At 63.9% G+C, this 20,573-nt stretch carries 22 protein-coding genes; 15 read left to right on the forward strand and 7 right to left on the reverse strand.

Features of this window, described 5'->3' with window-relative positions; all coding sequences use genetic code 11:
• Nucleotides 1-90 precede the first annotated feature (90 nt).
• The 6 genes from JOE60_RS00640 to JOE60_RS00665 all read right to left on the reverse strand — a co-directional run bounded on the left by JOE60_RS00640 (nucleotide 91) and on the right by JOE60_RS00665 (nucleotide 4,538).
• Nucleotides 91-690: a hypothetical protein gene (locus tag JOE60_RS00640; protein ID WP_167268344.1), complete on the reverse strand. Its 600-nt coding sequence runs from the start codon at nucleotides 688-690 to the stop codon at nucleotides 91-93.
• 62 nt (nucleotides 691-752) lie between these two features.
• On the reverse strand, nucleotides 753-1,400 hold the full coding sequence (locus JOE60_RS00645; RefSeq protein ID WP_167268346.1) for a hypothetical protein: 648 nt from the start codon (nucleotides 1,398-1,400) through the stop codon (nucleotides 753-755).
• Complete coding sequence (locus JOE60_RS00650) at nucleotides 1,387-2,022, reverse strand: RDD family protein (protein ID WP_167268348.1); 636 nt, start codon at nucleotides 2,020-2,022, stop codon at nucleotides 1,387-1,389. The genes JOE60_RS00645 and JOE60_RS00650 overlap by 14 nt, the downstream gene beginning before the upstream one ends.
• Nucleotides 2,023-2,069: 47 nt before the next feature.
• Nucleotides 2,070-2,846 (reverse strand): hypothetical protein, encoded by a 777-nt coding sequence (locus JOE60_RS00655; protein WP_167268350.1) that lies wholly within the window; start codon nucleotides 2,844-2,846, stop codon nucleotides 2,070-2,072.
• Nucleotides 2,843-3,823 carry a hypothetical protein gene (locus tag JOE60_RS00660; protein ID WP_167268352.1) on the reverse strand — a complete coding sequence of 327 codons (981 nt, stop codon included), beginning with the start codon at nucleotides 3,821-3,823 and terminating at the stop codon, nucleotides 2,843-2,845. The genes JOE60_RS00655 and JOE60_RS00660 overlap by 4 nt, the downstream gene beginning before the upstream one ends.
• 223 nt (nucleotides 3,824-4,046) lie before the next feature.
• Nucleotides 4,047-4,538 carry an inorganic diphosphatase gene (locus JOE60_RS00665; RefSeq protein ID WP_167268354.1) on the reverse strand — a complete coding sequence of 164 codons (492 nt, stop codon included), beginning with the start codon at nucleotides 4,536-4,538 and terminating at the stop codon, nucleotides 4,047-4,049.
• Nucleotides 4,539-4,684: 146 nt separating this feature from the next.
• On the opposite strand from JOE60_RS00665, the gene dacB reads away from it, so the two are divergent.
• The 5 genes from dacB (at nucleotide 4,685) to JOE60_RS00690 (ending at nucleotide 10,193) form a co-directional block, all read left to right on the forward strand.
• The gene (dacB, locus tag JOE60_RS00670) at nucleotides 4,685-6,130 is read left to right on the forward strand and encodes a D-alanyl-D-alanine carboxypeptidase/D-alanyl-D-alanine endopeptidase (protein WP_167268468.1); all 1,446 of its coding nucleotides are present in this window, start codon (nucleotides 4,685-4,687) and stop codon (nucleotides 6,128-6,130) included.
• A gap of 75 nt (nucleotides 6,131-6,205) precedes the next feature.
• On the forward strand, nucleotides 6,206-7,327 hold the full coding sequence (locus JOE60_RS00675; protein ID WP_167268356.1) for a zinc-dependent metalloprotease: 1,122 nt from the start codon (nucleotides 6,206-6,208) through the stop codon (nucleotides 7,325-7,327).
• Between the two features lie 86 nt (nucleotides 7,328-7,413).
• Nucleotides 7,414-8,484 (forward strand): tRNA lysidine(34) synthetase TilS, encoded by a 1,071-nt coding sequence (gene tilS, locus JOE60_RS00680; RefSeq protein ID WP_167268471.1) that lies wholly within the window; start codon nucleotides 7,414-7,416, stop codon nucleotides 8,482-8,484.
• 31 nt (nucleotides 8,485-8,515) lie between these two features.
• Nucleotides 8,516-9,067, forward strand: a complete 552-nt coding sequence (gene hpt, locus JOE60_RS00685; RefSeq protein WP_167268358.1) for a hypoxanthine phosphoribosyltransferase — start codon at nucleotides 8,516-8,518, stop codon at nucleotides 9,065-9,067.
• 538 nt (nucleotides 9,068-9,605) lie between these two features.
• Complete coding sequence (locus JOE60_RS00690; RefSeq protein ID WP_275588117.1) at nucleotides 9,606-10,193, forward strand: hypothetical protein; 588 nt, start codon at nucleotides 9,606-9,608, stop codon at nucleotides 10,191-10,193.
• A gap of 47 nt (nucleotides 10,194-10,240) precedes the next feature.
• Here the strand turns inward: JOE60_RS00690 and JOE60_RS00695 are convergent, their stop codons facing one another.
• Nucleotides 10,241-11,215, reverse strand: coding sequence for a type IV toxin-antitoxin system AbiEi family antitoxin domain-containing protein (locus JOE60_RS00695; protein WP_167268362.1), 975 nt, complete (start codon nucleotides 11,213-11,215; stop codon nucleotides 10,241-10,243).
• A 399-nt stretch (nucleotides 11,216-11,614) separates the two neighbouring features.
• Here JOE60_RS00695 and ftsH point away from each other — a divergent pair, with 399 nt between their 5' ends.
• The 10 genes from ftsH to panC are packed head-to-tail and all read left to right on the forward strand — an operon-like array spanning nucleotide 11,615 to nucleotide 20,573.
• Nucleotides 11,615-13,684: an ATP-dependent zinc metalloprotease FtsH gene (gene ftsH / locus JOE60_RS00700; RefSeq protein WP_167268364.1), complete on the forward strand. Its 2,070-nt coding sequence runs from the start codon at nucleotides 11,615-11,617 to the stop codon at nucleotides 13,682-13,684.
• Nucleotides 13,685-13,694: 10 nt separating this feature from the next.
• Nucleotides 13,695-14,330, forward strand: a complete 636-nt coding sequence (gene folE, locus JOE60_RS00705) for a GTP cyclohydrolase I FolE (RefSeq protein WP_167268366.1) — start codon at nucleotides 13,695-13,697, stop codon at nucleotides 14,328-14,330.
• Between the two features lie 5 nt (nucleotides 14,331-14,335).
• A complete protein-coding gene (gene folP, locus JOE60_RS00710; RefSeq protein ID WP_167268368.1) occupies nucleotides 14,336-15,241 on the forward strand; it encodes a dihydropteroate synthase in 906 nt (301 codons plus the stop codon).
• A gap of 12 nt (nucleotides 15,242-15,253) precedes the next feature.
• Nucleotides 15,254-15,613, forward strand: a complete 360-nt coding sequence (gene folB, locus JOE60_RS00715; protein WP_167268370.1) for a dihydroneopterin aldolase — start codon at nucleotides 15,254-15,256, stop codon at nucleotides 15,611-15,613.
• Entirely contained in the window at nucleotides 15,610-16,155 is a 546-nt protein-coding gene (folK, locus tag JOE60_RS00720) for a 2-amino-4-hydroxy-6-hydroxymethyldihydropteridine diphosphokinase (protein WP_167268373.1), read from the forward strand. The genes folB and folK overlap by 4 nt, the downstream gene beginning before the upstream one ends.
• Nucleotides 16,152-16,670: a DUF3180 domain-containing protein gene (locus JOE60_RS00725; protein ID WP_167268375.1), complete on the forward strand. Its 519-nt coding sequence runs from the start codon at nucleotides 16,152-16,154 to the stop codon at nucleotides 16,668-16,670. The genes folK and JOE60_RS00725 overlap by 4 nt, the downstream gene beginning before the upstream one ends.
• Nucleotides 16,651-17,163, forward strand: a complete 513-nt coding sequence (locus JOE60_RS00730) for a PH domain-containing protein (RefSeq protein ID WP_167268473.1) — start codon at nucleotides 16,651-16,653, stop codon at nucleotides 17,161-17,163. The genes JOE60_RS00725 and JOE60_RS00730 overlap by 20 nt, the downstream gene beginning before the upstream one ends.
• The gene (locus JOE60_RS00735) at nucleotides 17,160-18,764 is read left to right on the forward strand and encodes a PH domain-containing protein (RefSeq protein WP_167268377.1); all 1,605 of its coding nucleotides are present in this window, start codon (nucleotides 17,160-17,162) and stop codon (nucleotides 18,762-18,764) included. Before JOE60_RS00730 ends, JOE60_RS00735 begins: the two co-directional genes overlap by 4 nt.
• Complete coding sequence (locus tag JOE60_RS00740) at nucleotides 18,757-19,665, forward strand: Rossmann-like and DUF2520 domain-containing protein (protein WP_167268379.1); 909 nt, start codon at nucleotides 18,757-18,759, stop codon at nucleotides 19,663-19,665. The genes JOE60_RS00735 and JOE60_RS00740 overlap by 8 nt, the downstream gene beginning before the upstream one ends.
• Before the next feature lie 5 nt (nucleotides 19,666-19,670).
• Nucleotides 19,671-20,573, forward strand: coding sequence for a pantoate--beta-alanine ligase (gene panC / locus JOE60_RS00745; protein WP_167268381.1), 903 nt, complete (start codon nucleotides 19,671-19,673; stop codon nucleotides 20,571-20,573).

Raw genomic sequence — 20,573 nt, forward strand, 5'->3', positions numbered from 1 at the left:
CACCGTTGCCGGCCCTTCTGGTCAGCAGAACCGCAGCCGCAGCGGATGTCCCGGATTCATCATCGGGGCATCTGCTGCGGCTTTCGGTGTTCAGCGCACGTCGAGGATCAGCTGCAGTAACCTCGCCGCTGCGGGCCGAGCGGCGTGCTCTTCAACCCACTGGGCCCGGGCCAGCGCTTTGCTGACGGCCTGGGTGGTGATGCCAAGCTCCTGCGCCACGGTTTTCTGCTGGCCACGGACGCCTGGCGTCAGCAAATCCAGCACCCTCCACTCAGCGGCACTCCGGTGCTGCACAATATGGCCCAAGAGCCGGAGCACAGCTTCGGCCTCCGATGCCAAGGCGGCCAAGGGGCCGTCCACGGCCACCGGCACCCGTTCCTTGCTGTTGCGCAGGCGGTCAACAGCCCGGCGTGCATACACCAGCCCGTGGCCGGAAGCGTCCCGCACCAGATTGGGCAAGGGTTCGTTGATGGGTCCCACACCGATCCCCACGTACCACTGGTCCGATCTCAGGGCTATCAGTGCGGATTCCACGGCTTGGTGGCCGGAGTCAACAATGCCCTGCACTTCATCTTCCACTGAGCGGTCAAAATCCAAACGCGCGGGAATGTGGCGCAGGTCCTTGAGGAGTTGCGGCACGAGATCGCCGTCGCGGCGGCTGTCGCGTTGGTTGATGGTGAGTGTGAACATGGTGGATCACATGCTACCGGCTGGTAGTGGCTCTGCAAGGTCAGGCTTCCACATCGCTTTCCCTACTCCAAGGAAGTGCGTCCGGTGACCACGACGGCGGGAAGGGCGCCGGCCGCTGCATCCGCCGGCGTCCGGTCCCTACCCGGCGATCCGGAGTCAGCCAGGGCCGAGCGCACGCTTGCCACCAGTGGTTCGACGGGGTCATTGGTGGAAAATACCCAGAACGTTCCGCGGGCGTGGAACACCAGCGCATTGCGGCCGCCCGCACCCAGGGAAACTTTGTGCTGGGCCACCAAACGCCGCTCGGGATCAGATCGATCGTCCGTGGTGACTGTTTTGTAGGAGCCGGCTGTGATGTCTTCCCAAGGGAACACCAACCGGGTCTGCTTCTGTGAATATCTGGCAACCAGGCCGCGATCGAACACCAACAGTTTCCGGAAACTGCCCAGAAGCGTCATGGACCACAGCACCAGGCCGGTCAGGGTGCTGGTCACAACAAAGAAGAGGGGATCGTTGAAGTGCCCTGGCTCCCTTGTGGAACGGATGGGGCTGACGAACTCGGCAATGGTGCCGAACACGAACCCTGTCACCAAGCAGGGAATGAGGGCCTTCCAGAAGATGTGCCTGGAGCCCGCCACATAACGGAGGCGCCCAAGCCCGGGTTCCAGGCGCCGCTCAACCCGGCGGACCAGCCAGTTACGGCCGCGCATCCGGGCGCTGGCCGTAAAGGTTGGGAAGATTTTGTTGCTCGGCAGCAGTGGCGTTCTGCGCGGCCGCAGCCTTGGGGTCGGGTAACGGCGCCTGCCCCTGGGCGAGTCCGGAACGCCGGTCCACCGCCGCAAACTTGGGGTCCCAAGTATCGCCGGAACCGCCGGACACTGCAGCTGCGATCACCATCACCAGAAAGAACGGGAAGAAGGACCAGCAAATGGCGCGCCAACCGCCCAGCCAGGCACCCGCCGTCGTACCGTCTTTAATGCGCACGGAGCGCATGCCCGCCGCAGCGTCACCCACGCTTCCCACGGTGCCCCAGAACATGCCATAAACAAACAGGCCTACGAACCACAGAATCACGTAGATGGTCAGCCACGCGCCGTCGTTGTAGCCCAGGGCTGATCCGCTGTTCATCATGGATTGGCGTACCACGGCAACGATGGTCGCCAGCACGGAGTAGCCCACCAGGAAGACCAGCGCATCCAGGACCCTGCCCCAAAAGTGCGCACTGCCGGAAGCTTTGACGAAGTAGGCGCCGGTCTGGGTATGGCTCCGCACGGGACGGCCGTTGGCTGCATCAACCAAGCCGGTTGCGATGCTGGACTTCGGAGTGCTCATTGAGGGCTTTCAGGCTCGACGGCGGTGGGTGGCGTGGCTGCTGTGGGTCAGGCCAGGCCTGCGAGTCCTGCCAGGACGTGGTTCAGGGAAGCTGCGGACGTTTCCTTGAGTTCCAGCGACACGGTTTCTCCGCTCACCCGGGGAGTGAGGACGCTGACGCCGGAAGGTCCGGTGTAGACCGTCACGGTGGGGAACTCGTCCGTGTCGGCACTGAAACCAACAACATTGCTGGCAGCGCGGGTGTCGGCCAGCGCGGAGGCGGCATGCTCCTCGAACTGAGCCTCGGTGTACTCGGCAGGATCAGTGTCGCGGGCGGCTGCGTTGTCCGGGTCAACGAATGCTGCCACGCGTGACACCAGGTGATCGCGGGTCACCACGGTGAACCCGTGCAGGCCACCCTCGTCGATTTCTTCCAGGAGTGCACCGTCGTCGTGCAAGTATCCGTAGAGCCAGCGCTTTCCGGTGGAGACCGTGCGCTCCACCGAGATGACGCTGCTGCCACTGCGGCGAAGGGTCAGGGCGCCGGTGATGTCCTCGGTGGCGTGGAGGCGGGTGGGTTCAGTCTCGCCCTCAAAGATCACCGGGTACACAAGCTCCTTCGCAAGAAGACCGCGGAGGGCAATGGCGCACATCAATTCTTTATTGGCGTCCTGGGCCGAAAGCCAGGGCAGCGCCACCAGCTGTTCGTGCTGGACGCCGTCCAATGCAACAACTTCTTCATCGGTCAACGTTGGCAGCGCAGTCCCGTCAGCACTGGCCGAAGCAAGGACCTTGGCCGCGGCCTCAATGTCCCGTTGGGTCCATTTCATGGTGCTGGTGGTCATCCGAATATCCCTCCGACAAAGTTTCCAACTGACTTGGCGGCATTACCGACCCCATCTGCAACCTTACTGCCTACGTCCTTGGCGAACCCTGCCACCTCCTTGGCACCATCGGCGATGTAACTGCCCGGGTTTCGGGCAAAGTTGGAAATGGAATCCCAGTTGTCGGCCACCAAGTTGCCCAAAGCCCAGGCTCCGGCAACGATTCCGGCCCCGATCACGATCGGGGCGCCGATGGGGCCCAGCATGGCAGCGCCGCCCGCCGTCATGAGCATGATGCTTCCTACGCCGCCCACCACGGAAAGGCCGCCGGCAACGCGGTCGCCGGTGCCCCGCCACCCGTCATGTTGGGGATTGATCATGTCACTGATGCCGCCCACAATGTTCAGTGGCGCGGCCAGGGCACCCGCAATGCGGAGGCCTTTGGAGAACTTGCTGGCGTCCTGGAATGCCTGGCTGAACGGGATGTTGGCCTTGAGGTCCGTGAGGACGTCAGTGACTTTTTCACCGTTGCGCAGCGCCGTCAGGGCATCCCGGATGACGGTTCCACCGGCACGCCAGTTGGTAAGTACCTCACGGGTCTTCACCCATTCGGCGTGCCCCAGCTTGCCGTACTTGTAAGCGGTCCACAGCTGGGCGGCCAGGTCCTTGACGCCGGAGCCGGTGTCGAACACGTCCTTCAGCACGCCCACGGACGTGCCGGAGCCGTCATTGTGGCTGGCGAATTCCTGCTGGTTGGCGTGCTTCTTCAGCTGGCTGGCGTTCTCCCGCAGCATGTTGGCAGCCTTCATCAGGCTCTGCCGGTGCTGGCTGTTCCAATCGCCCTTGAAGACCGTGGCGTCGCGGCCCTGCCACGCCGTTGTGGAGTTGATGGCGTTGGAAAGCTGTGTGCCTTGCAGGCTGATGGCGTCGGCCGCCTTGCCCATCACCCCTGCCAGACTGCGAAGCTGCGCGATGTCCGCGCCGTAAAACCCAGCCATGAGGAACCCCCTGTGTACATGCATCGAAAAGTCTCGTCCCAGACTAGGCGGACCGGACACTTCGGCGCGATGGGGAGACATGCCCATGTGGATTAAAAGAGCGACGGCGGCCGGTGGGGTTCCCCGGGAACCGCACCGACCGCCGTCGGAACCCAACTGGGTCGCATTAGTGCGCGTTTTGACAGCTCATAACGTGCTTAATTGCGACCCAGTTGGGGGAAAATCAGTGTCCCGCAGCGGGAACGTAACGCTTGATCGAAGCTTCCAGCTCGGCTTCGGCAGCCGCGCGGTCGCCCCAGCCTTCGGCCTTGACCCACTTGCCGGGCTCCAGGTCCTTGTAGCGGGTGAAGAAGTGCTCGATTTCCTTGATCAGGTATTCGCTGACGTCGCTGACTTCCTGGATGTGGTCAAAACGTGCGTCCACGGGAACGCAGAGAACCTTGGCATCTCCGCCGCCGTCGTCGGTCATGTTGAACACGCCGATGGGGCGGGACTCAACAATGACGCCCGGGTGCAGATCGAAGTCCTGCAGGAGCACCAGCGCGTCCAGCGGATCGCCGTCTTCGCCCAGGGTGTTCTCGAAGAAACCGTAGTGCGTGGGGTACTGCATGGAGGTGAACAGGACGCGGTCCAGGCGGACACGGCCGGTTTCGTGGTCAACTTCGTACTTGACGCGCGATCCCTTGGGGATCTCGATGGTCACGTCGTGCTTCATGGAATGCTCCTTGACGGGTGTGGGTGGGGCGCGGCAGGCAAAAGCCCGGCCGGTGCCGCCGACTACTATTGAGGATATAGCGAGAGCCCCTGGTTTCTTGAACCGGCGGGACATTTCAGGACTGACAGGACCAAGCACCTTTCATGATGGGCTTTAAGAACGGGGATGTCCGGGCAGGGCAATCCACGGGTTGGGGGCGCTTGAAATGGGCGGCGCTGTTGGCTGTCGTACTGCTGTGCCTTGCCGCAGTGGTGGTGTCCGGCATGGTTCCGGGCCTGCTCAGTACAAGCAAACCGGCTCCTTCCACCCCCGCGTGGCAGCAGGAGCCCGCCGCCCTGAGCGGATCCAGCGGCGTTCTGCCCCTGGATTCCGGCGCGCCCGTCCCCGCGCCCTCGCAGGTGACGCGGTTGCTCAATGACACGCTGAAGCCGGCGGGCGGCGGCAGCATCACCGGCGTCGTCATGGACGCAGCCACGGGAACGGTTCTTTTTGACCGCGACGCAGCCGCCAACCGCATCCCGGCATCCAACATGAAACTCCTGACCGCCGTGGCCGCTTTGAAGGCGCTGGGTCCGGATTCCCGTTTCACCACCCGCGTCCTTGCAGCCAGCGATCCCTCCACTGTGGTCCTTACCGGGGGAGGGGACGTCCTGCTGGGCGACTCCTTGTCCGATCCTGCTGCCGTTCAAGGCCGCGCCGGCCTGGCGTCGCTGGCAGCGGACACCGCAGCGGCTTTGAAGGCCGCGAAAGTCGCGGGCCCCATCACGGTCCAGGTGGATGACTCCCTTTTCAGCGGGGCATCCCTCAACCCCGCCTGGAGCCTGGACGACGTCGCTGCCGGTGAAACCGCGCCGCTCTTCTCCCTGGCACTGAACTCGGGCCGGTATTCGCCCGGGGTGCTGACCGGCCCGCGGCCGCAGGATTCGGCCATCACCACTGCCCAGGCCTTCGCCGCGCAGTTGGTGGCTGCCGGCGTACAGGTGGGTCCCGGCGTCGAACGCGGCAAAGGCCTCCCCGCCAAGGTGCTGGCATCAGCTGAGTCCGCCACCGTGGGTGAGCAGGTGGACCTCATGCTGGAGACCTCGGACAACTTCCTGGCCGAGGCACTGGGGCGGATGACCGCCGCGGCGTCAGGCAAGCAAGCCACGTACGACGGCGCCACTGCGGCCGTGCGGCAAAGGCTGGGGGAGTTGGGAATCGCCACGGACGCGATGCAGTTGGCCGATGTTTCCGGCCTTGCCTTGGAAAACCAGGTCAGCGCACGGCAGTTCGGCGAGGTGGTCCGGGCCATCACCAGCGGCACGGACCTGGCTCTGAGATCGGCCTTGGACGGGTTTCCCGTAGCGGGGCTGACCGGAACGCTGGATGACAGGTACGGGGATGCCACCACCTCCGGAGGTGCGGGGTTGGTGCGGGCCAAAACGGGAACCTTGAATACGGTCATTGCCCTCAGCGGCTACGTGGTGGACGCAGACGGGCGCTTGCTGGTGTTCTCTTTCATCGGCAACGGACTGGAACCCGGCGCCGCCGCCAACAAGATTGCCATGGACCAGTCTGCGGCCGCCCTGGCGTCCTGCGGCTGCAGGGGCTGATTGATCCGGTCCGGCTTGATCCGCGTCCAGCGAACTTAAGGCCCGGTGTCAGCCACGTGTGGTGTGATGGTCCTTATGGTGTCATCTGCCCGAGATTCGTCAGCAGGGGCCCCGTCCCTGATCAACTGGGACCTGGCCGCCTCCACGGCGGCGCGCCTGGCCCCTCCAGGACCGGAGCTCAGTGCTTCGGACATCGACAAAGCGGTGGAGAACCTGCGATTCAACGCGGACATCTCCGTACCGCACGTCCACGACATCACCGGGCTGGATGCCGCGCGGGACCTTCGTGACTCCCATGTGCTGGTGGTGGACCGGGCATCCTGGTCCAAGGCGAACACACAAAGCTTCGCCGTGATGCTCCAACCGGCGCTCAGGAAGATGCTGGAAAGCCGGAGCGACGCGGCAATGTCCCCGGCAGCAGTGGCCGCCAGCGGAGCCATCACGGGCGCCCAACTCGGAGCCGTCCTGGCGTTCCTCTCCAGCAAAGTACTGGGCCAGTACGATCCCTTTGCTGCCTTGGCTCCGGACTCGAACGTTCCGCCTGGGGGCCGCCTCCTGCTTGTTGCGCCCAACATCATTTCCGTAGAGCGCGAGCTCAACGTCCAACCCGAAGATTTCCGCCTCTGGGTCTGCCTGCACGAACAAACCCACCGGGTGCAGTTCGCGGCTGCTCCGTGGCTGCGGCACCACATGCTGGACGAGATCGAAAAGCTCAGCGGCAACCTCCTGGGCAACATGGACACCTTGGTGGACCGGGCAGGCGCCATTGCCAAATCCCTCAAGGATCGGAACCCCTCAAACAAGGTACCCGGCCGCGGCGCCATCCTGGACCTGCTCCAGAACCCTGAAGAAAAGGCCTCACTGTCCCACATCACGGCCGTGATGAGCCTCCTGGAAGGCCATGCCAACGTGGTCATGGACGCCGTTGACGCCTCCATCGTTCCCTCCGTGAGGACCATCCGGCAGCGCTTCAACGCCCGCGGCAAGGACCGGGGTGTGGTGGAGAAATTCATTCGCAGCCTCCTGGGCCTCGATGCCAAGATGCGCCAGTACACCGATGGCGCCAAGTTTGTCCGCGAGGTTGTGGCTGTGGCCGGCATGGAAGGCTTCAACAAGGTCTGGGAAGCTGCGGAGTTCCTGCCCACTGAAGAAGAAATCCACAACTCCAAGCTGTGGCTGGAGCGGATGGGGCTTTGAGCGTTCCAGCTGATGGAGCTGCTGCGGGCAAGGGACGACGACGGCCCGGACGTTTGGCGCCCGTCGTCGGCAAAGCACGCAAGCACCTGCAAAACGCCCTGGCCGCCGCCGACTATCCCGCGCGCGTCCTGGTTGCCTGCAGTGGCGGCCCGGATTCGTTGGCCCTCGCTTCAGTAGCCGCCTACTTCGCCCGCCGCGGACACGTTGATGGGCGCCCGGTGTCCGTGGCAGCCGTGGTGGTGGACCACCAACTGCAACCCGGATCCGCGGATGTGGCCGCCCGGACCGCAGCAGTGCTTCAGGATCTGGGATTGTCTCCCGTCTCGGTCAGCACGGTGTCCGTGGCCGCCACAGGGTTCGGACCCGAAGCTGCGGCCCGCGATGCCCGGCACGCAGCGCTGGAAGCTGCTGCAGACGAATATGACTGCGGGGCAATTCTCTTGGGCCACACCCTCGATGACCAGGCCGAACAGGTACTCCTTGGCCTGGCCCGCGGTTCCGGAACGCGGTCCCTCGCCGGCATGAGGCCCGCGCGCGGGCGTTTGCTCCGCCCCTTCCTGGGCCTGCGCCGTGCCGAAACCCTGGAAATCTGCGACGTTGAAGAACTGGATACCTGGCACGATCCCAGCAACGCTGACCCGGCCTTTGCGCGCTCGCGGACCCGGGTTGAGGTCATGCCGGTCCTGGAAGAAAAGCTCGGTCCAGGTGTTGCTGAATCCCTGGCAAGGACCGCATCGATCCTTCAACAGGACGCCGATTTCCTGGAGGAACTGGCCAACGAGACCTTTCTCTCACTGGTCCAGCGCCAAGGCCGCGATGCCTGGCTGCCCGAGGACCAGGTCCGCGTGCTTCCCTCGGCGCTGAGGTTCCGTGTGATCGCCAAGGCCGCGGCCGCCGTCGGGGGTCAACAACCCGGCTACGGGCGCCTGTTGGCCGCGGAAGCGTTGCTGCGCCGGCAGGGTTCGGCCGGACCCGTGGAGCTTCCCGGCCACGTCAGCGTGTACCGCCTGTCCCTGGCCGATCTGGAGCATCAGCGTTCCGTTCCTGAGGCTGGTCCGGAGGGTTCCACAGCCCCGGATTCGGCGCCAGCAGGTCCCCGCGACGCCGCGGGCTGTGGGAAGCTAGTATTCCGGCATCAAAAATCGCCCCAACAGTAGCCGCACCCGAGCATCAACACAGGAGCCATTGGTGGATTCAAACGACGTCCAGGCAGATCTCAAGCACGTTCTTTACACCAAAGAGCAGATCCAAACACGCATCGCGGAACTCGCGGCGCAGATCGACAAGGATTACGAGGGACGCGACATCCTCCTTGTCGGCGTCCTCAAGGGTGCTGTCATGGTGATGGCTGATCTTGCCCGCGCGCTTCACAGCCACGTCAGCATGGACTGGATGGCAGTCTCGTCCTACGGCTCCGGCACCCAGTCGTCCGGTGTTGTCCGAATCCTCAAGGACCTGGACACGGACCTCATGGGCAAAGACGTGCTCATTGTCGAGGACATCATCGATTCCGGCCTGACCCTTTCCTGGCTCAAGTCCAACCTGGAATCCCGCGGCACCGCCAGCGTGGAAATCTGCACGGCTTTCCGTAAGCCCACTGCGGCCAAGGTGGAAATCGACGTCAAGTACATCGGCTACGACATCCCCAATGAATTCGTTGTTGGCTACGGCCTGGACTACGCCGAGAAGTACCGCAACCTGGACTTCGTGGGCACCCTGGCTCCCCACGTCTACGAGTAGACCCACCCCTTTCCGCCGCACCCCTTTCCGGTCCGCGGGACCCGCGCTCAAACCTTTTCGCCGCACCCCTTTCCGTCTTTCGCGCCCGTTACCACTGGTGCGCCGGGCGCTAACGGGTGCGGCGTCGGCGCTTAACGGGTGCGCCGTGCGGCAATGGGGGCGCCAAGGGCCGGGCAGTGACGTCTCCTGAACCCTCGAGTTTCGGCAAAGGCCGGAGCTAAACTGAGTCATGACCGGTGCGCATGCCCGTCCAATCCTTTGGCTCGCCTCTTTGGCGGTCCTTGCTGCAGGGTGTTCAGTCGCAGGCTGTTCACCGATGGGTACGACTGCCACCAGCACGGAGCAAACCTCATCCTCAATCCAAGCCGGGCCTGTCGCGGGGCCTTCTGCTCAGGGAACGGGCGTTGCTTCGGCGGCCCCAACTCCGGCCCCAACCACGCCCACTCAGGCGTCGGGCTCGCCCACGCAGGGAGCGCCGGCAACTGATCCTCCCCCGCCGGCTGTGGCTGCACCGGCGCCAGTGCCGCAGCCTTTCAGTTTGAACCTTTACCGTGACGGTGATTTCGTCCCGCAGTACACCTTCGACTGGTGCGTCGCGGCGAGCATTCAAATGGCGCACAACCTTGTGGATGACACTGGGGGTGGCTCGTGGGCTGGCACGGCCCAACAAAGCGAATTGTGGGAAATGGCGAGAGCCCGCTCATCCGACTCCTTCAACGGTGCCAACCCCTATGGCTGGGCACAGGTACTCACTGAAGTGGGGATGGGCCCATACAGGGTGGTCAGCGTTCCCAACTATGAGGACACATTGCAAACGGCTGCGCGTGCCATCGCCGAAACCGGCAGGCCAGTAGGACTGGTGATGTGGAGCGGGCGCCATGCCTGGGTCATGAGCGGCTTCGAATCTGTGGGCGACCCATCCCAATTCGCTGAGTTTGCCGTCACGGGTGTTCGAGTCCTCGATCCGCTCTACCCTTACGGCAGCGGACAGTGGGGTCCGTCACCGGAACCCAACAGCCTCCTCACCCCGCAGCAACTTTCCACCCAGTTCGTGGTCCGGGATCCACGACGATGGAGCAGCGCCCTGCCCACCGGATACCTGTTGGTGCTCCCAGTCGCGGCCTAACGGCCTCGCGCGCCCAAGGACCGCTCATGCCACGGACCCTTTATCGGTTACGCCGCGCGCAGGCTCCTTAACCCGCCGTCGTTCAATATCCGCGCAAAGGTCCGGGGGTTCATCATCTCCGCCCAATCCCAGCGAATGACCGTGAGGCCCAGGGCCCTGAGTGCGTTCTCCCGGTTCTTCTCCGCCAGGACAACCTGCTGAATGGTCTGCTTGCCAAGCAATCTCTGCCGCAGGTATTTACTCTTTCCGTCGAATTCGCCCACCAGATCGAGGTCCGGCCACCAAAAGTCCGTGCGCGCGGTCCGTCCGTCCCTCAGCTTGAACGAACTCTGAAGGACGGGCAGCGGAAAGTTGAGCAGGATCATCTGTGCACGGCTCATGGATTCACCCACTGATTCGGATTCAGTGGTGGATAACTCAAGAATCCGGCTCACCCTCCGCTGACGGGAAATAGTGCTGAGCCTGGACGCCGCAACCCCAAGGTCAGCCAGGTTGGTGGCCAGTCCCCAGGCCTTCTCCTTGTTCCAGTCGCTCACTGCGAAGGAGCCCTTTCCGTTTGAACGCCGGCTGCTGTCCACCACAGCCAGCGCCTCAGCAAAGTTCAGCGAAGATGCCAATTCAGTGGTGGTCCGGAGCTTGTCCGTGACCAGGAAGTCACCGAGTTTGGTCACTCCTTCGTCCAGTGACCCCAGAGTCCGCCGGATGCCGTGCTTGGACCGGCCGCCGCTGGGATCCGGTGTAACAGTGCAGAGCCGGGAAGGAACTCCCACAACGCCCAGGCCCCAGAGAAGTCCTGCTGATTGCAGATTGAACGTTGGCGGAGTCAAAGCCGTGTTGACCAGGGCTGCTGCGCGGAGGCCATGGCGCTGACGATCATCCAGCTGGGCCCAAGTCGCCGAAGGTACGTAGGCTCCTCGACGAACACGGACGAGCTCTCCGCGTTTGCATCGCTTCGAAAGCAGGCGTGGATCCTGCCCGATCCGGGTTGCATCGGAAGAGAGAATCAAGTCGTAGGCGGGCATAGGCCAACACTCGCAGCAACGGAATCGATGGACGACGGGTGAATTCGTCTATGTGGATAAGAAGGGGTGGGATTCGCCGCACCCTTATCCGCCGTGCGCACGCCTTGCGCAACTGTCCCGCACCCGTTCGCGCCGCGCGCTCCGGATGGAACGGGCGCGCACGGCGCAAAGGGGTGCGCGGCGGCAACGGCCCGCCGCAACGCGCGTGCGGCAACGGCCCGCCACAACCCGCGCGCAGGCCCGAACGAGCCCCCGTGTACGCCCAGAGGGAACTTTTGCACTTTCCGATGCGTGGATTACTGGGAACGGTGTATAGCTTGAAACTGAAGCAGCACCACTCGCGCGCAGAAGTTGCGCCTTGCAGCACTACCAGGAGGGACGGGGCAAAACCCCGATCAGATGAAAGCTAAGAGTTTCTTCAAGGGCCCGGGCATCTGGATTGTTGTCGTTGTTGGCTTGCTCCTGGTGGCATTCGCAACGTTGGCTCCGGGCGGTTCCACCCGCATTGACACCAAAGACGGCCTTGACCTCCTTTCCCAGAGCGGAAAAGTCGAGCAGGCAAAGATATTCGACGCCGAGAACCGCGTTGACCTGGTGCTCAAGGACAACCTCAACCTGGACGGCCAGGACAAGGGCAAGAACGTACAGTTCTTCTACGTCACGGACCGCGGTCCGGATGTGGTGAAGGCTGTTACCAGCGCCAACCCGGAAAAGGGCTTCACTGACCAGCCGGTTGAGAGCAACTGGTTCTCCGGCCTGTTCTCGCTGCTTATTCCTGTGCTGCTGTTGGGTGTCCTGTTCTGGTTCCTGCTGTCCCGCATGCAGGGCGGTGGCTCCAAGGTAATGCAGTTCGGCAAGTCCAAGGCCAAGCTGGTCAACAAGGACATGCCGCAGGTGACTTTCGCTGATGTGGCTGGTGCCGAGGAGGCCGTTGAAGAGCTCCAGGAAATCAAGGAGTTCCTGCAGGAGCCCGCTAAATTCCAGGCCGTTGGCGCCAAAATCCCCAAGGGCGTGCTGCTGTACGGCCCTCCAGGTACCGGTAAGACCCTGCTGGCCCGTGCTGTTGCCGGCGAGGCCGGGGTTCCGTTCTTCTCCATCTCCGGCTCGGACTTTGTTGAGATGTTCGTGGGCGTCGGCGCTTCCCGTGTGCGCGATCTTTTTGAGCAGGCCAAGGCCAGCTCCCCGGCCATCATCTTCGTGGATGAAATCGACGCCGTTGGCCGGCACCGTGGTGCGGGTATTGGCGGCGGAAATGATGAGCGTGAGCAGACCCTGAACCAGCTCCTGGTGGAGATGGACGGCTTCGACGTCAAGACCAACGTCATCCTCATCGCGGCCACCAACCGCCCGGATGTCCTTGACCCGGCCCTGCTCCGTCCTGGCCGTTTTGACCGCCAGATCACGGTTGAAGCTCCGGACATGATTGGCCGTGAGCAGATCCTGAATGTCCACGCCAAGGGCAAGCCGATGGCCCCGGGGATTGACCTCCGTGCAGTGGCCAAGAAGACCCCGGGTTACACCGGCGCGGATCTTGCCAACGTGCTGAACGAGGCTGCCCTGCTGACGGCGCGTTCCAACGCCAACCTCATTGACGACCGCGCCCTGGATGAAGCCATTGACCGCGTGATGGCCGGTCCGCAGAAGCGCAGCCGCGTCATGAAGGAACTCGAGCGCAAGATCACCGCGTACCACGAAGGTGGGCACGCGCTGGTTGCAGCAGCACTGCGGAACTCCGCGCCCGTCACCAAAATCACCATCCTTCCCCGTGGCCGCGCCCTGGGTTACACCATGGTGATCCCGGATGACGACAAGTACTCGGTGACCCGCAACGAGTTGCTGGACCAGATGGCGTACGCCATGGGTGGCCGCGTTGCGGAGGAAATCGTGTTCCACGATCCCTCCACCGGCGCATCCAACGACATCGAGAAGGCCACGTCCACGGCCCGCAAGATGGTCACCCAGTACGGCATGAGCGAACGCGTCGGAGCTGTGAAGCTTGGCCAGGGTGGTGGCGAGCCGTTCCTTGGCCGCGACGCTGCCCAGGAACGGAACTTCTCCGATCAGATCGCCTACGTTGTGGATGAGGAAGTCCGCCGCCTGATCGATCAGGCACACGACGAGGCCTACGCCATCCTGACGGAAAACCGGGATGTCCTGGACCGCCTGGCCTTGGAACTGCTGGAACGGGAAACCCTCAACCAGCAGGAAATCGCGGACATCTTCCACGACATCCGCAAGCGCGATTTCCGCGAGATCTGGTTGTCCAAGGAATCCCGCCCGGTCCAGTCGTTGCCTCCGGTTGAGAGCCGCGCTGAGAAGGCCGAGCGCGAAGCCCAGGAAGAAGCCAAGGAGGCCCGCCTGGACGAGCCTTTGGACGTTGTGCCACCGCATGCCCAGGGCGTGAGCGGCCAGGAGCCTTTCGGGATTCCGGGGCCCGACGGCGGCAACGACTCCACGCATCGCGGCTAAGCTTTCTGCTGTGACTCATTTCGACGACGACGACGACCTCGCCGCCGCCCACGGTTCTGCCGTGGGCGGGCAGCACAGCCTCAAGGTGGACCGCCCGCGCATTGAAGCGGCTGTCCGCGAAATCCTGTTGGCCATAGGTGAAGATCCTGATCGTGGCGGCCTCCAGGACACGCCCAAGCGCGTAGCCAAGGCATACGCAGAGGTTTTCGCGGGGCTGCACCAGCATCCTGAAGAGGTCCTCTCCACCACCTTTGACCTGGACCATGAAGAGCTTGTCCTGGTGAAGGACATCCCCTTCTACTCCACGTGCGAGCACCACTTGGTGCCGTTCCACGGAGTAGCGCATGTCGGTTACATTCCGTCACATGACGGCAAAGTGACCGGCCTGAGCAAGCTGGCACGCCTGGTGGATATTTACGCCCGCCGCCCACAGGTGCAGGAACGGTTGACCACCCAGATTGTCGAGGCCCTTGTAAAGCACCTCAACCCACGCGGCGCCATTGTGGTAGTGGAATGCGAGCACATGTGCATGTCCATGCGCGGCATCCGCAAGCCCGGCGCAAAGACCGTCACCAGTGCGGTGCGCGGTCAACTCCATGACCCGGCCACCCGCGCCGAGGCCATGAGCCTCATACTCGGAAGGTAAGCACTATGGACTCCCTCGCTGCAGCACCCGGCACCGGCCCGGCCACAAGCCCGCTGCCGATTCTCCGCAAACCGCGTCCCGCGGCCAGGTTCGAGGACCTGCCAAAGGACCGCACGCTCGTCATGGGAATCCTGAACGTCACCCCTGATTCCTTCAGCGACGGCGGCACGCACCGCACGCCGGATTCCGCCATCGCCACTGGCCTGCGAATGTTCTACGCCGGCGCGGACATCATCGACGTCGGCGGTGAATCCACCCGTTCGGGTGCTGAACCGGTGACGCCGGAAGAAGAGCAACAGCGGGTTCTGCCCGTCATCGAAGCCCTGGTGAAGGCTGGCGCATTGGTGAGCATCGATACGATGCACACGTCCACAGCTGAGGCCGCCGTTGCAGCCGGCGCGGCCATCATCAACGATGTTTCCGGCCTGACCATCGAGCCGGGTATGCCCGAGCTCGTGGCGCGCACCAAGGTTCCGTACATTTTGACGCACCGCCGTGGTGATGCGCGGACCATGGACAGCCTCACTGATTACGGCAATGTCACCGAGGACGTGGTGGCTGAACTTACCGGTGTCCGGGACAAGCTCTACGCCGCCGGAGTGGCGCCTGAGCAGATCATCGTTGATCCCGGCCTCGGTTTCTCCAAGAACGAGGACCAGAACTGGGAAATCCTCCGGAACCTCAACCAGCTCTTCGCGCTCGGCCACAAGGTGATGGTGGCTGCTTCCCGCAAACGGTTCCTGGGTTCCCTGCTCACCGTGGCCGGCAAGTCAGCGGCCCCCACTGAGCGGGATGCCGCCACGGCTGCAATCACCGCTTTGAGCGCCGCCCAGGGTGCGTGGGCGGTTCGCGTTCACGACGTCGGCTCCAGCCTTGACGCTGTCAAGGTCGCCGCCCGTACTGCCCGCTGATTGGTTGGCGCCGTGGACAAAATTACTCTGACCGGAGTCACTGCAGTGGGCTATCACGGCGTTTTCGATTTCGAGCGCCGTGATGGCCAGCCATTTGTAGTGGATGCCGTTCTGCACACCGATTTCACCAAGGCCGCCGAAACGGATGACCTGCAGTACACGGCCCACTACGGCGAAGTTGCCGAACTGATCACCAAACTCATCGAGGGCGAGCCCTTGAACCTGATTGAGGCCTTGGCCGTCAGGATTGCCGAGGCCATTCTGGCGAACTACACCGTGGCCGCGGTCGACGTCACCGTCCACAAACCCAAGGCGCCCATTGAGGTGCCTTTCGGTGACGTGACCGTCAGCGTCCACCGGGAGCGGTCATGACTCCGGCGTTCACCAAAGCCATCCTTGCCCTGGGCAGTAACCTTGGCGAACGCAATGACACCTTGTCCACTGCCGTGGCCGACCTCGTTGATCCGCTGGAGGTGAGGTTGCTGGGCGTATCGCCGGTGGTGCAGACCAAGCCTGTGGGTGGCCCTGAGGGCCAGCCCGATTTCCTGAACATGGTGATGGCCGTGGAGACCACGCTTTCGCCGATGGAACTGCTGCAGCACTGCCAGGCAGTGGAGCAGAAGCATCACCGGGTCAGGGACGTGCGTTGGGGTCCCCGAACGTTGGATGTGGACATCATCGTTTTTGGTGATGGCACCAGCGATGATCCCGTACTCACTCTTCCGCATCCCCGGGCAGCGGAGCGGGCGTTCGTGCTCTACCCGTGGTCTTTGCTGGAACCCCATGCGCAACTGGACGGCCACAGCGTGGCTGACCTCGCCGCCGTCGCGTCCGACATGCCGGACATCTGCCCCTTTGACGGGTATGGCGACGTTGCCGGCGTTCCGGCCCACGGTTCGGTGGAGCAGTCATGAAAGCCATGCGACCCGTGGTCCTGGTGCTCATCGCTGTCATTGCCACCATTATTGGCTGGGGGGCCACCACAGCCACCAACCGTTTCAGCATGCCCACCCCGGTCCTGCCGGTTTCGGCGCTGATCACCATGGGTGTGATCGTGGGCCTCACCTTGATCATGGGCATCCGCGTTCTGCGCTGGCGCAACGGAAACAAGAAGAACATGCTCAGCCCCATCCTTGCCGCCAGGACCCTGGTGCTGGCCCAGGCCTGCGCTTACGCGGGTACGTTGCTCCTGGGGTGGCACGCCGGCATTGCCGCGGACCTGCTCTGGGTCAACCTGCGCAGCGGTGAAGGAATTCTGTGGAACGCGCTGCTGATGGGCTGCGGCGGCGTGGTCATGGTGGTTGTGGGTCTGGTGGTGGAGCGGTTCTGCCGTATCCCACCGGAGGACCTGGAAGGCGGTACCGGCGGCCCCAAGACGCGTCGCGGAGAAACCAAGGGTGAAGGCGAATATGCATACCGCGGCGATTGATCCCCCCGGCGTTCAATGGCTGAGGGTTTCGCCAAAATACGTCACTGTGCGGCTGGTGGAATGGGCCATCGGCAACCTTGTGGTGGTGGCAATCCTCTGCCTCCCCTTGGTCTTTGTGCTCTTGGGCTGGTGGCGTTGGCCTCCGCTGTGGCTGGCAATCACCGTCCCTGCGGCCATGCTGGTGCTTGCTCTGTGGCGGCTGGTGTTGATTCCCCGCCAAGTACGGGCCATTGGCTACGCGGAACGGGACGATGACCTGTTGATCCGCCGCGGTATCTTCTTCCAGCGGACCATGGTTGTCCCCTATGGGCGGATGCAATACGTTGACGTGGCCGTCGGCCCTGTGGAGCGGAGCCTTGGTTTGTGCACGTTGAAGCTGCACACCGCTTCGCCGGGGACAAACGCGCATCTTCCTGGGCTCCCGGCCCAGGAGGGCGCACGTTTGCGTGAGCAGCTCTCAGCCCGCGGAGAAGCCAGGTTGGCCGGGCTGTGAGCCTGGAGGGTACTGCGGAGCAGAGCCCGGGGGACAAAGCCGTCGACGGCGGTTGGCAGCGGGTCCACCCGGCGTCGCCGTTTGTCCGGGGCTGGGTGGCGCTGGCCGCCGTCGGGTATTTCTTTGGACGGGACGCTTTTGAGCGCGTCCTTCAGGGCAGGGAGTTTGTGGATCCCACGCTCAACAGCCGGGCGCCGTGGCTGTTGGCGGGTGGGGCGTTGGTCCTCCTGGTGACTGTTGGCGGTTTTGTCCTGAGTTGGTATTTCACGCGCTACCAAGTGGCCGATGGCTATGTCCGCGTCAACACAGGCTTCCTTTTCAAGCAGCAACGGCAGGCGCGTTTGGACCGGGTCCAGGCGATCGACATTGTCCAGCCGCTTCTGGCCCGGATCTTTGGCTTGGCGGAGCTCAAGTTTGAGGTGGCCGACGCCGGTGAGTCGGCAGTGCGCCTGGCTTACCTGCCGTTGTCCCGGGCCAAGCAGTTGCGCGCTGCGATCCTGGCCAGGGCGGCAGGTGTGGTGGTGGGAGCGGAATCTGTGGAGGACATCCCGGAAGCTCCCGAGCATGTGGTGTTGTTCGTACCGCATGGCCGCCTCATCGGGTCCCTGCTTCTGAGCGAGCAGACCGTCGCGATTGTCCTGGGCGCTGCGGCCTCGGTGGCCATTTCAGTGTGGACGGAAAACAATGCCATTTTCTTCGCGTTGATTCCGGCCATTCTGGGCATCGGGGCGGCGTACTGGAGCTCCTTTAACAAGGGCTACAACTTCACTGCGGCCATTTCCCCCGACGGTATCCGCCTGAGATACGGCCTCTTGGATACCCAGGCGCAAACCGTGCCGCCGGGACGTATTCAGGCGGTCAAAGTCACTCAGCCGCCCATTTGGCGCATGCTCGGGTGGTACCGGATGCACGTCAACGTGGCGGGTTACGGAGGAACCGCCGGGAACGAAAACGCGGCCCGCACCACCCTGCTTCCCGTTGGCCTTAAGTCGGACGTCCTCCGGATGATGAGCCTGGTGCTTCCCGATCCCGGAGTGGAAGATCCTGAATCGGTCTTCACGGCAGGGCTGGTGGGTCTGGCTCCCGCCGCAATGCCTCCCGCCGCAATTCCTTCAGCCGCGGATGGTTTCGTCACCACCCCCCGACGCGCCCGATTGCTGGCGCCGCTGGGTTGGCGGCGGAACGGTTTCCGCGCCACACGGACTGCGCTGTTGATCCGGTCCGGGCGGTGGTGGCGTGTGCTGATCCTGGTCCCGCACCAGAGGACGCAGTCCATGGCGCTCCACCAAGGGCCGTTGGCGCGACGCTTCGGTGTGGCCGATCTTGTCCTCCACACCACCGCCGGTCCCGTGGTGCCCAGGGTCTACCAAGCAGGTATCGAACAGGCCGTTGGTCTTTTTGATCAGCAGGCCGCGCGGGCGAGGGAAGCCCGGAAACGGCAGACCAGCGAACAGTGGCTGGCCCAGGTTGCACCCCTGGCACCGGAGGTCGCCGCTGCGGCAGCCCACCCGCAACCGGCAGCCCCGCAGGCAATTCCCCAGCAAGCAGCCCCCCACGACGCAGCAACACATCAACAGCAGGAGGACCACCACCATGGCTAGGCCAGGACGACTCGGAGTCGGCATCATCGGGGCCGGAAAGGTGGGTGCCGTCCTTGGTGCCGCATTGCGCGCTGCCGAGCACGCCGTCGTCGGGGTTTCCGCGGTGTCCGAGGCCAGCCGCGAACGGGCCGAAACCCTGCTGCCGGGGGTTCCGGTGCTGGATATCCAGGACATCGTTGAACGTGCGGAGTTGGTCCTGCTGGCCGTTCCGGACGATTCGCTGGGCGAGCTGGTGGAAGGACTGTCCACGTTGGGAGCCTGGCAGCCCGGGCAGTTGGTGGCGCACACCTCCGGCCGGTTCGGCGTCGGGATCCTCAACCCGGTCCGTGCCGTGGGAGCCATTCCTTTGGCACTGCACCCCGCCATGACGTTTACAGGCATGAGCCTGGACCTGACCCGCCTGATGGATTGCACCTTCGGCGTGACGGCGGATGCCGCGATGCTGCCGATCGCCCAGGCGCTGGTCGTGGAAATGGGCGCGGAGCCCGTGGTCATCGCCGAGGGCGACCGCACGCTGTATCACGCAGCCTTGGCCCACAGCTCCAACCACATGGTGACGTTGGTGGCGCAGGCTTCGCAGATGCTGCGCGAGATCGGCGTCGATTCCCCGGAGTCCATGCTGGGTCCCCTCCTGCGGGCCACGTTGGAGAATGCTTTGGCATCGGGCGAGTCAGCCCTGACGGGACCCGTTGCCCGTGGTGATGCAGGCACGGTTTTGGCCCACACGCAGGCTCTGAAGGAATACGACGGCGGTGCAGGCGGCGATGTTCTGGCCGCTTACCAGGCCATGGCGCAGGCCACTGCACGCAGGGCGGAAAACCGGGGAATGCTGCGACCGGAACAAGTGACGGAAATTGGCAAGGCGCTGGGACCCGATTCCACTCTGCCGGAAGGAAACTGAAAAGCATGGCCATCAGGATTGTCACCACTGCTTCGGAACTGCGGGCAGAAAGCGCCCGGCTGCTGACCGCAAAGGGCGGCAGCTCGCAGGGCCTGGTACCCACCATGGGTGCTTTGCACGCAGGCCATGCCGCCCTGGCGAGGACAGCCGTTGCTGAGAACGACGTTGTTGTCGCCACCATTTTCGTGAACCCGCTGCAGTTCGGTGACGCCGTGGATCTGGACCGGTACCCGCGGACACTTGATGCCGATGCCGCGCTCCTCGAAGCCGAGGGCGTGGACTTGGTCTTCGCGCCATCGGTGGACGAGGTGTACCCGGGAGGTCAGCCCCTGGTGCGTGTGACGTCCGGTCCGCTCGGCGAAAAGTGGGAAGGCGCCTCGCGTCCCGGGCACTTCGACGGTGCGCTCACCGTGGTGGCCAAGTTGCTGCACTACGGCTTGCCCGGCGGGGCAGCAGCGGACGGTTCGACGCCGGCCTACCGCGCCTACTTTGGCCAGAAGGACGCGCAGCAGTTGGCCCTGGTGAAGCGCATGGTGGCAGACCTCAATTTCCCGGTGGAGATTGTGCCGGTGCCCATTGTTCGCAGTGAAGACGGCTTGGCGCTGTCCAGCCGTAACCGCTTCCTTTCGGACCAGGAACGCGACGCCGCGCTGGTCCTGTCCCGAGCTTTGCGCCTTATTGAGTCCCGCGCGAAGGCGCGCGAACCACTGGACCTGGACTCCGCCGTCGCGCTCGTTAAATCCCAGCCGCTGGTGGAACTGGACTACTTCGACGTCGTAGATCCCGCCACTCTGGAACCCCTGGCCGAGGACTGCAGGGAGTCGCCTTTCCGGGGCGAGGGCCTGGCGATCATCGCCGCAAAAGTGGGGCCCGTGCGGCTGATCGACAACGCTCCACTGTTCTCCTAG

The sequence above is a fragment of the Paenarthrobacter ilicis genome (genome assembly GCF_016907545.1).
Taxonomy (GTDB): Bacteria; Actinomycetota; Actinomycetes; order Actinomycetales; family Micrococcaceae; genus Arthrobacter; species Arthrobacter ilicis.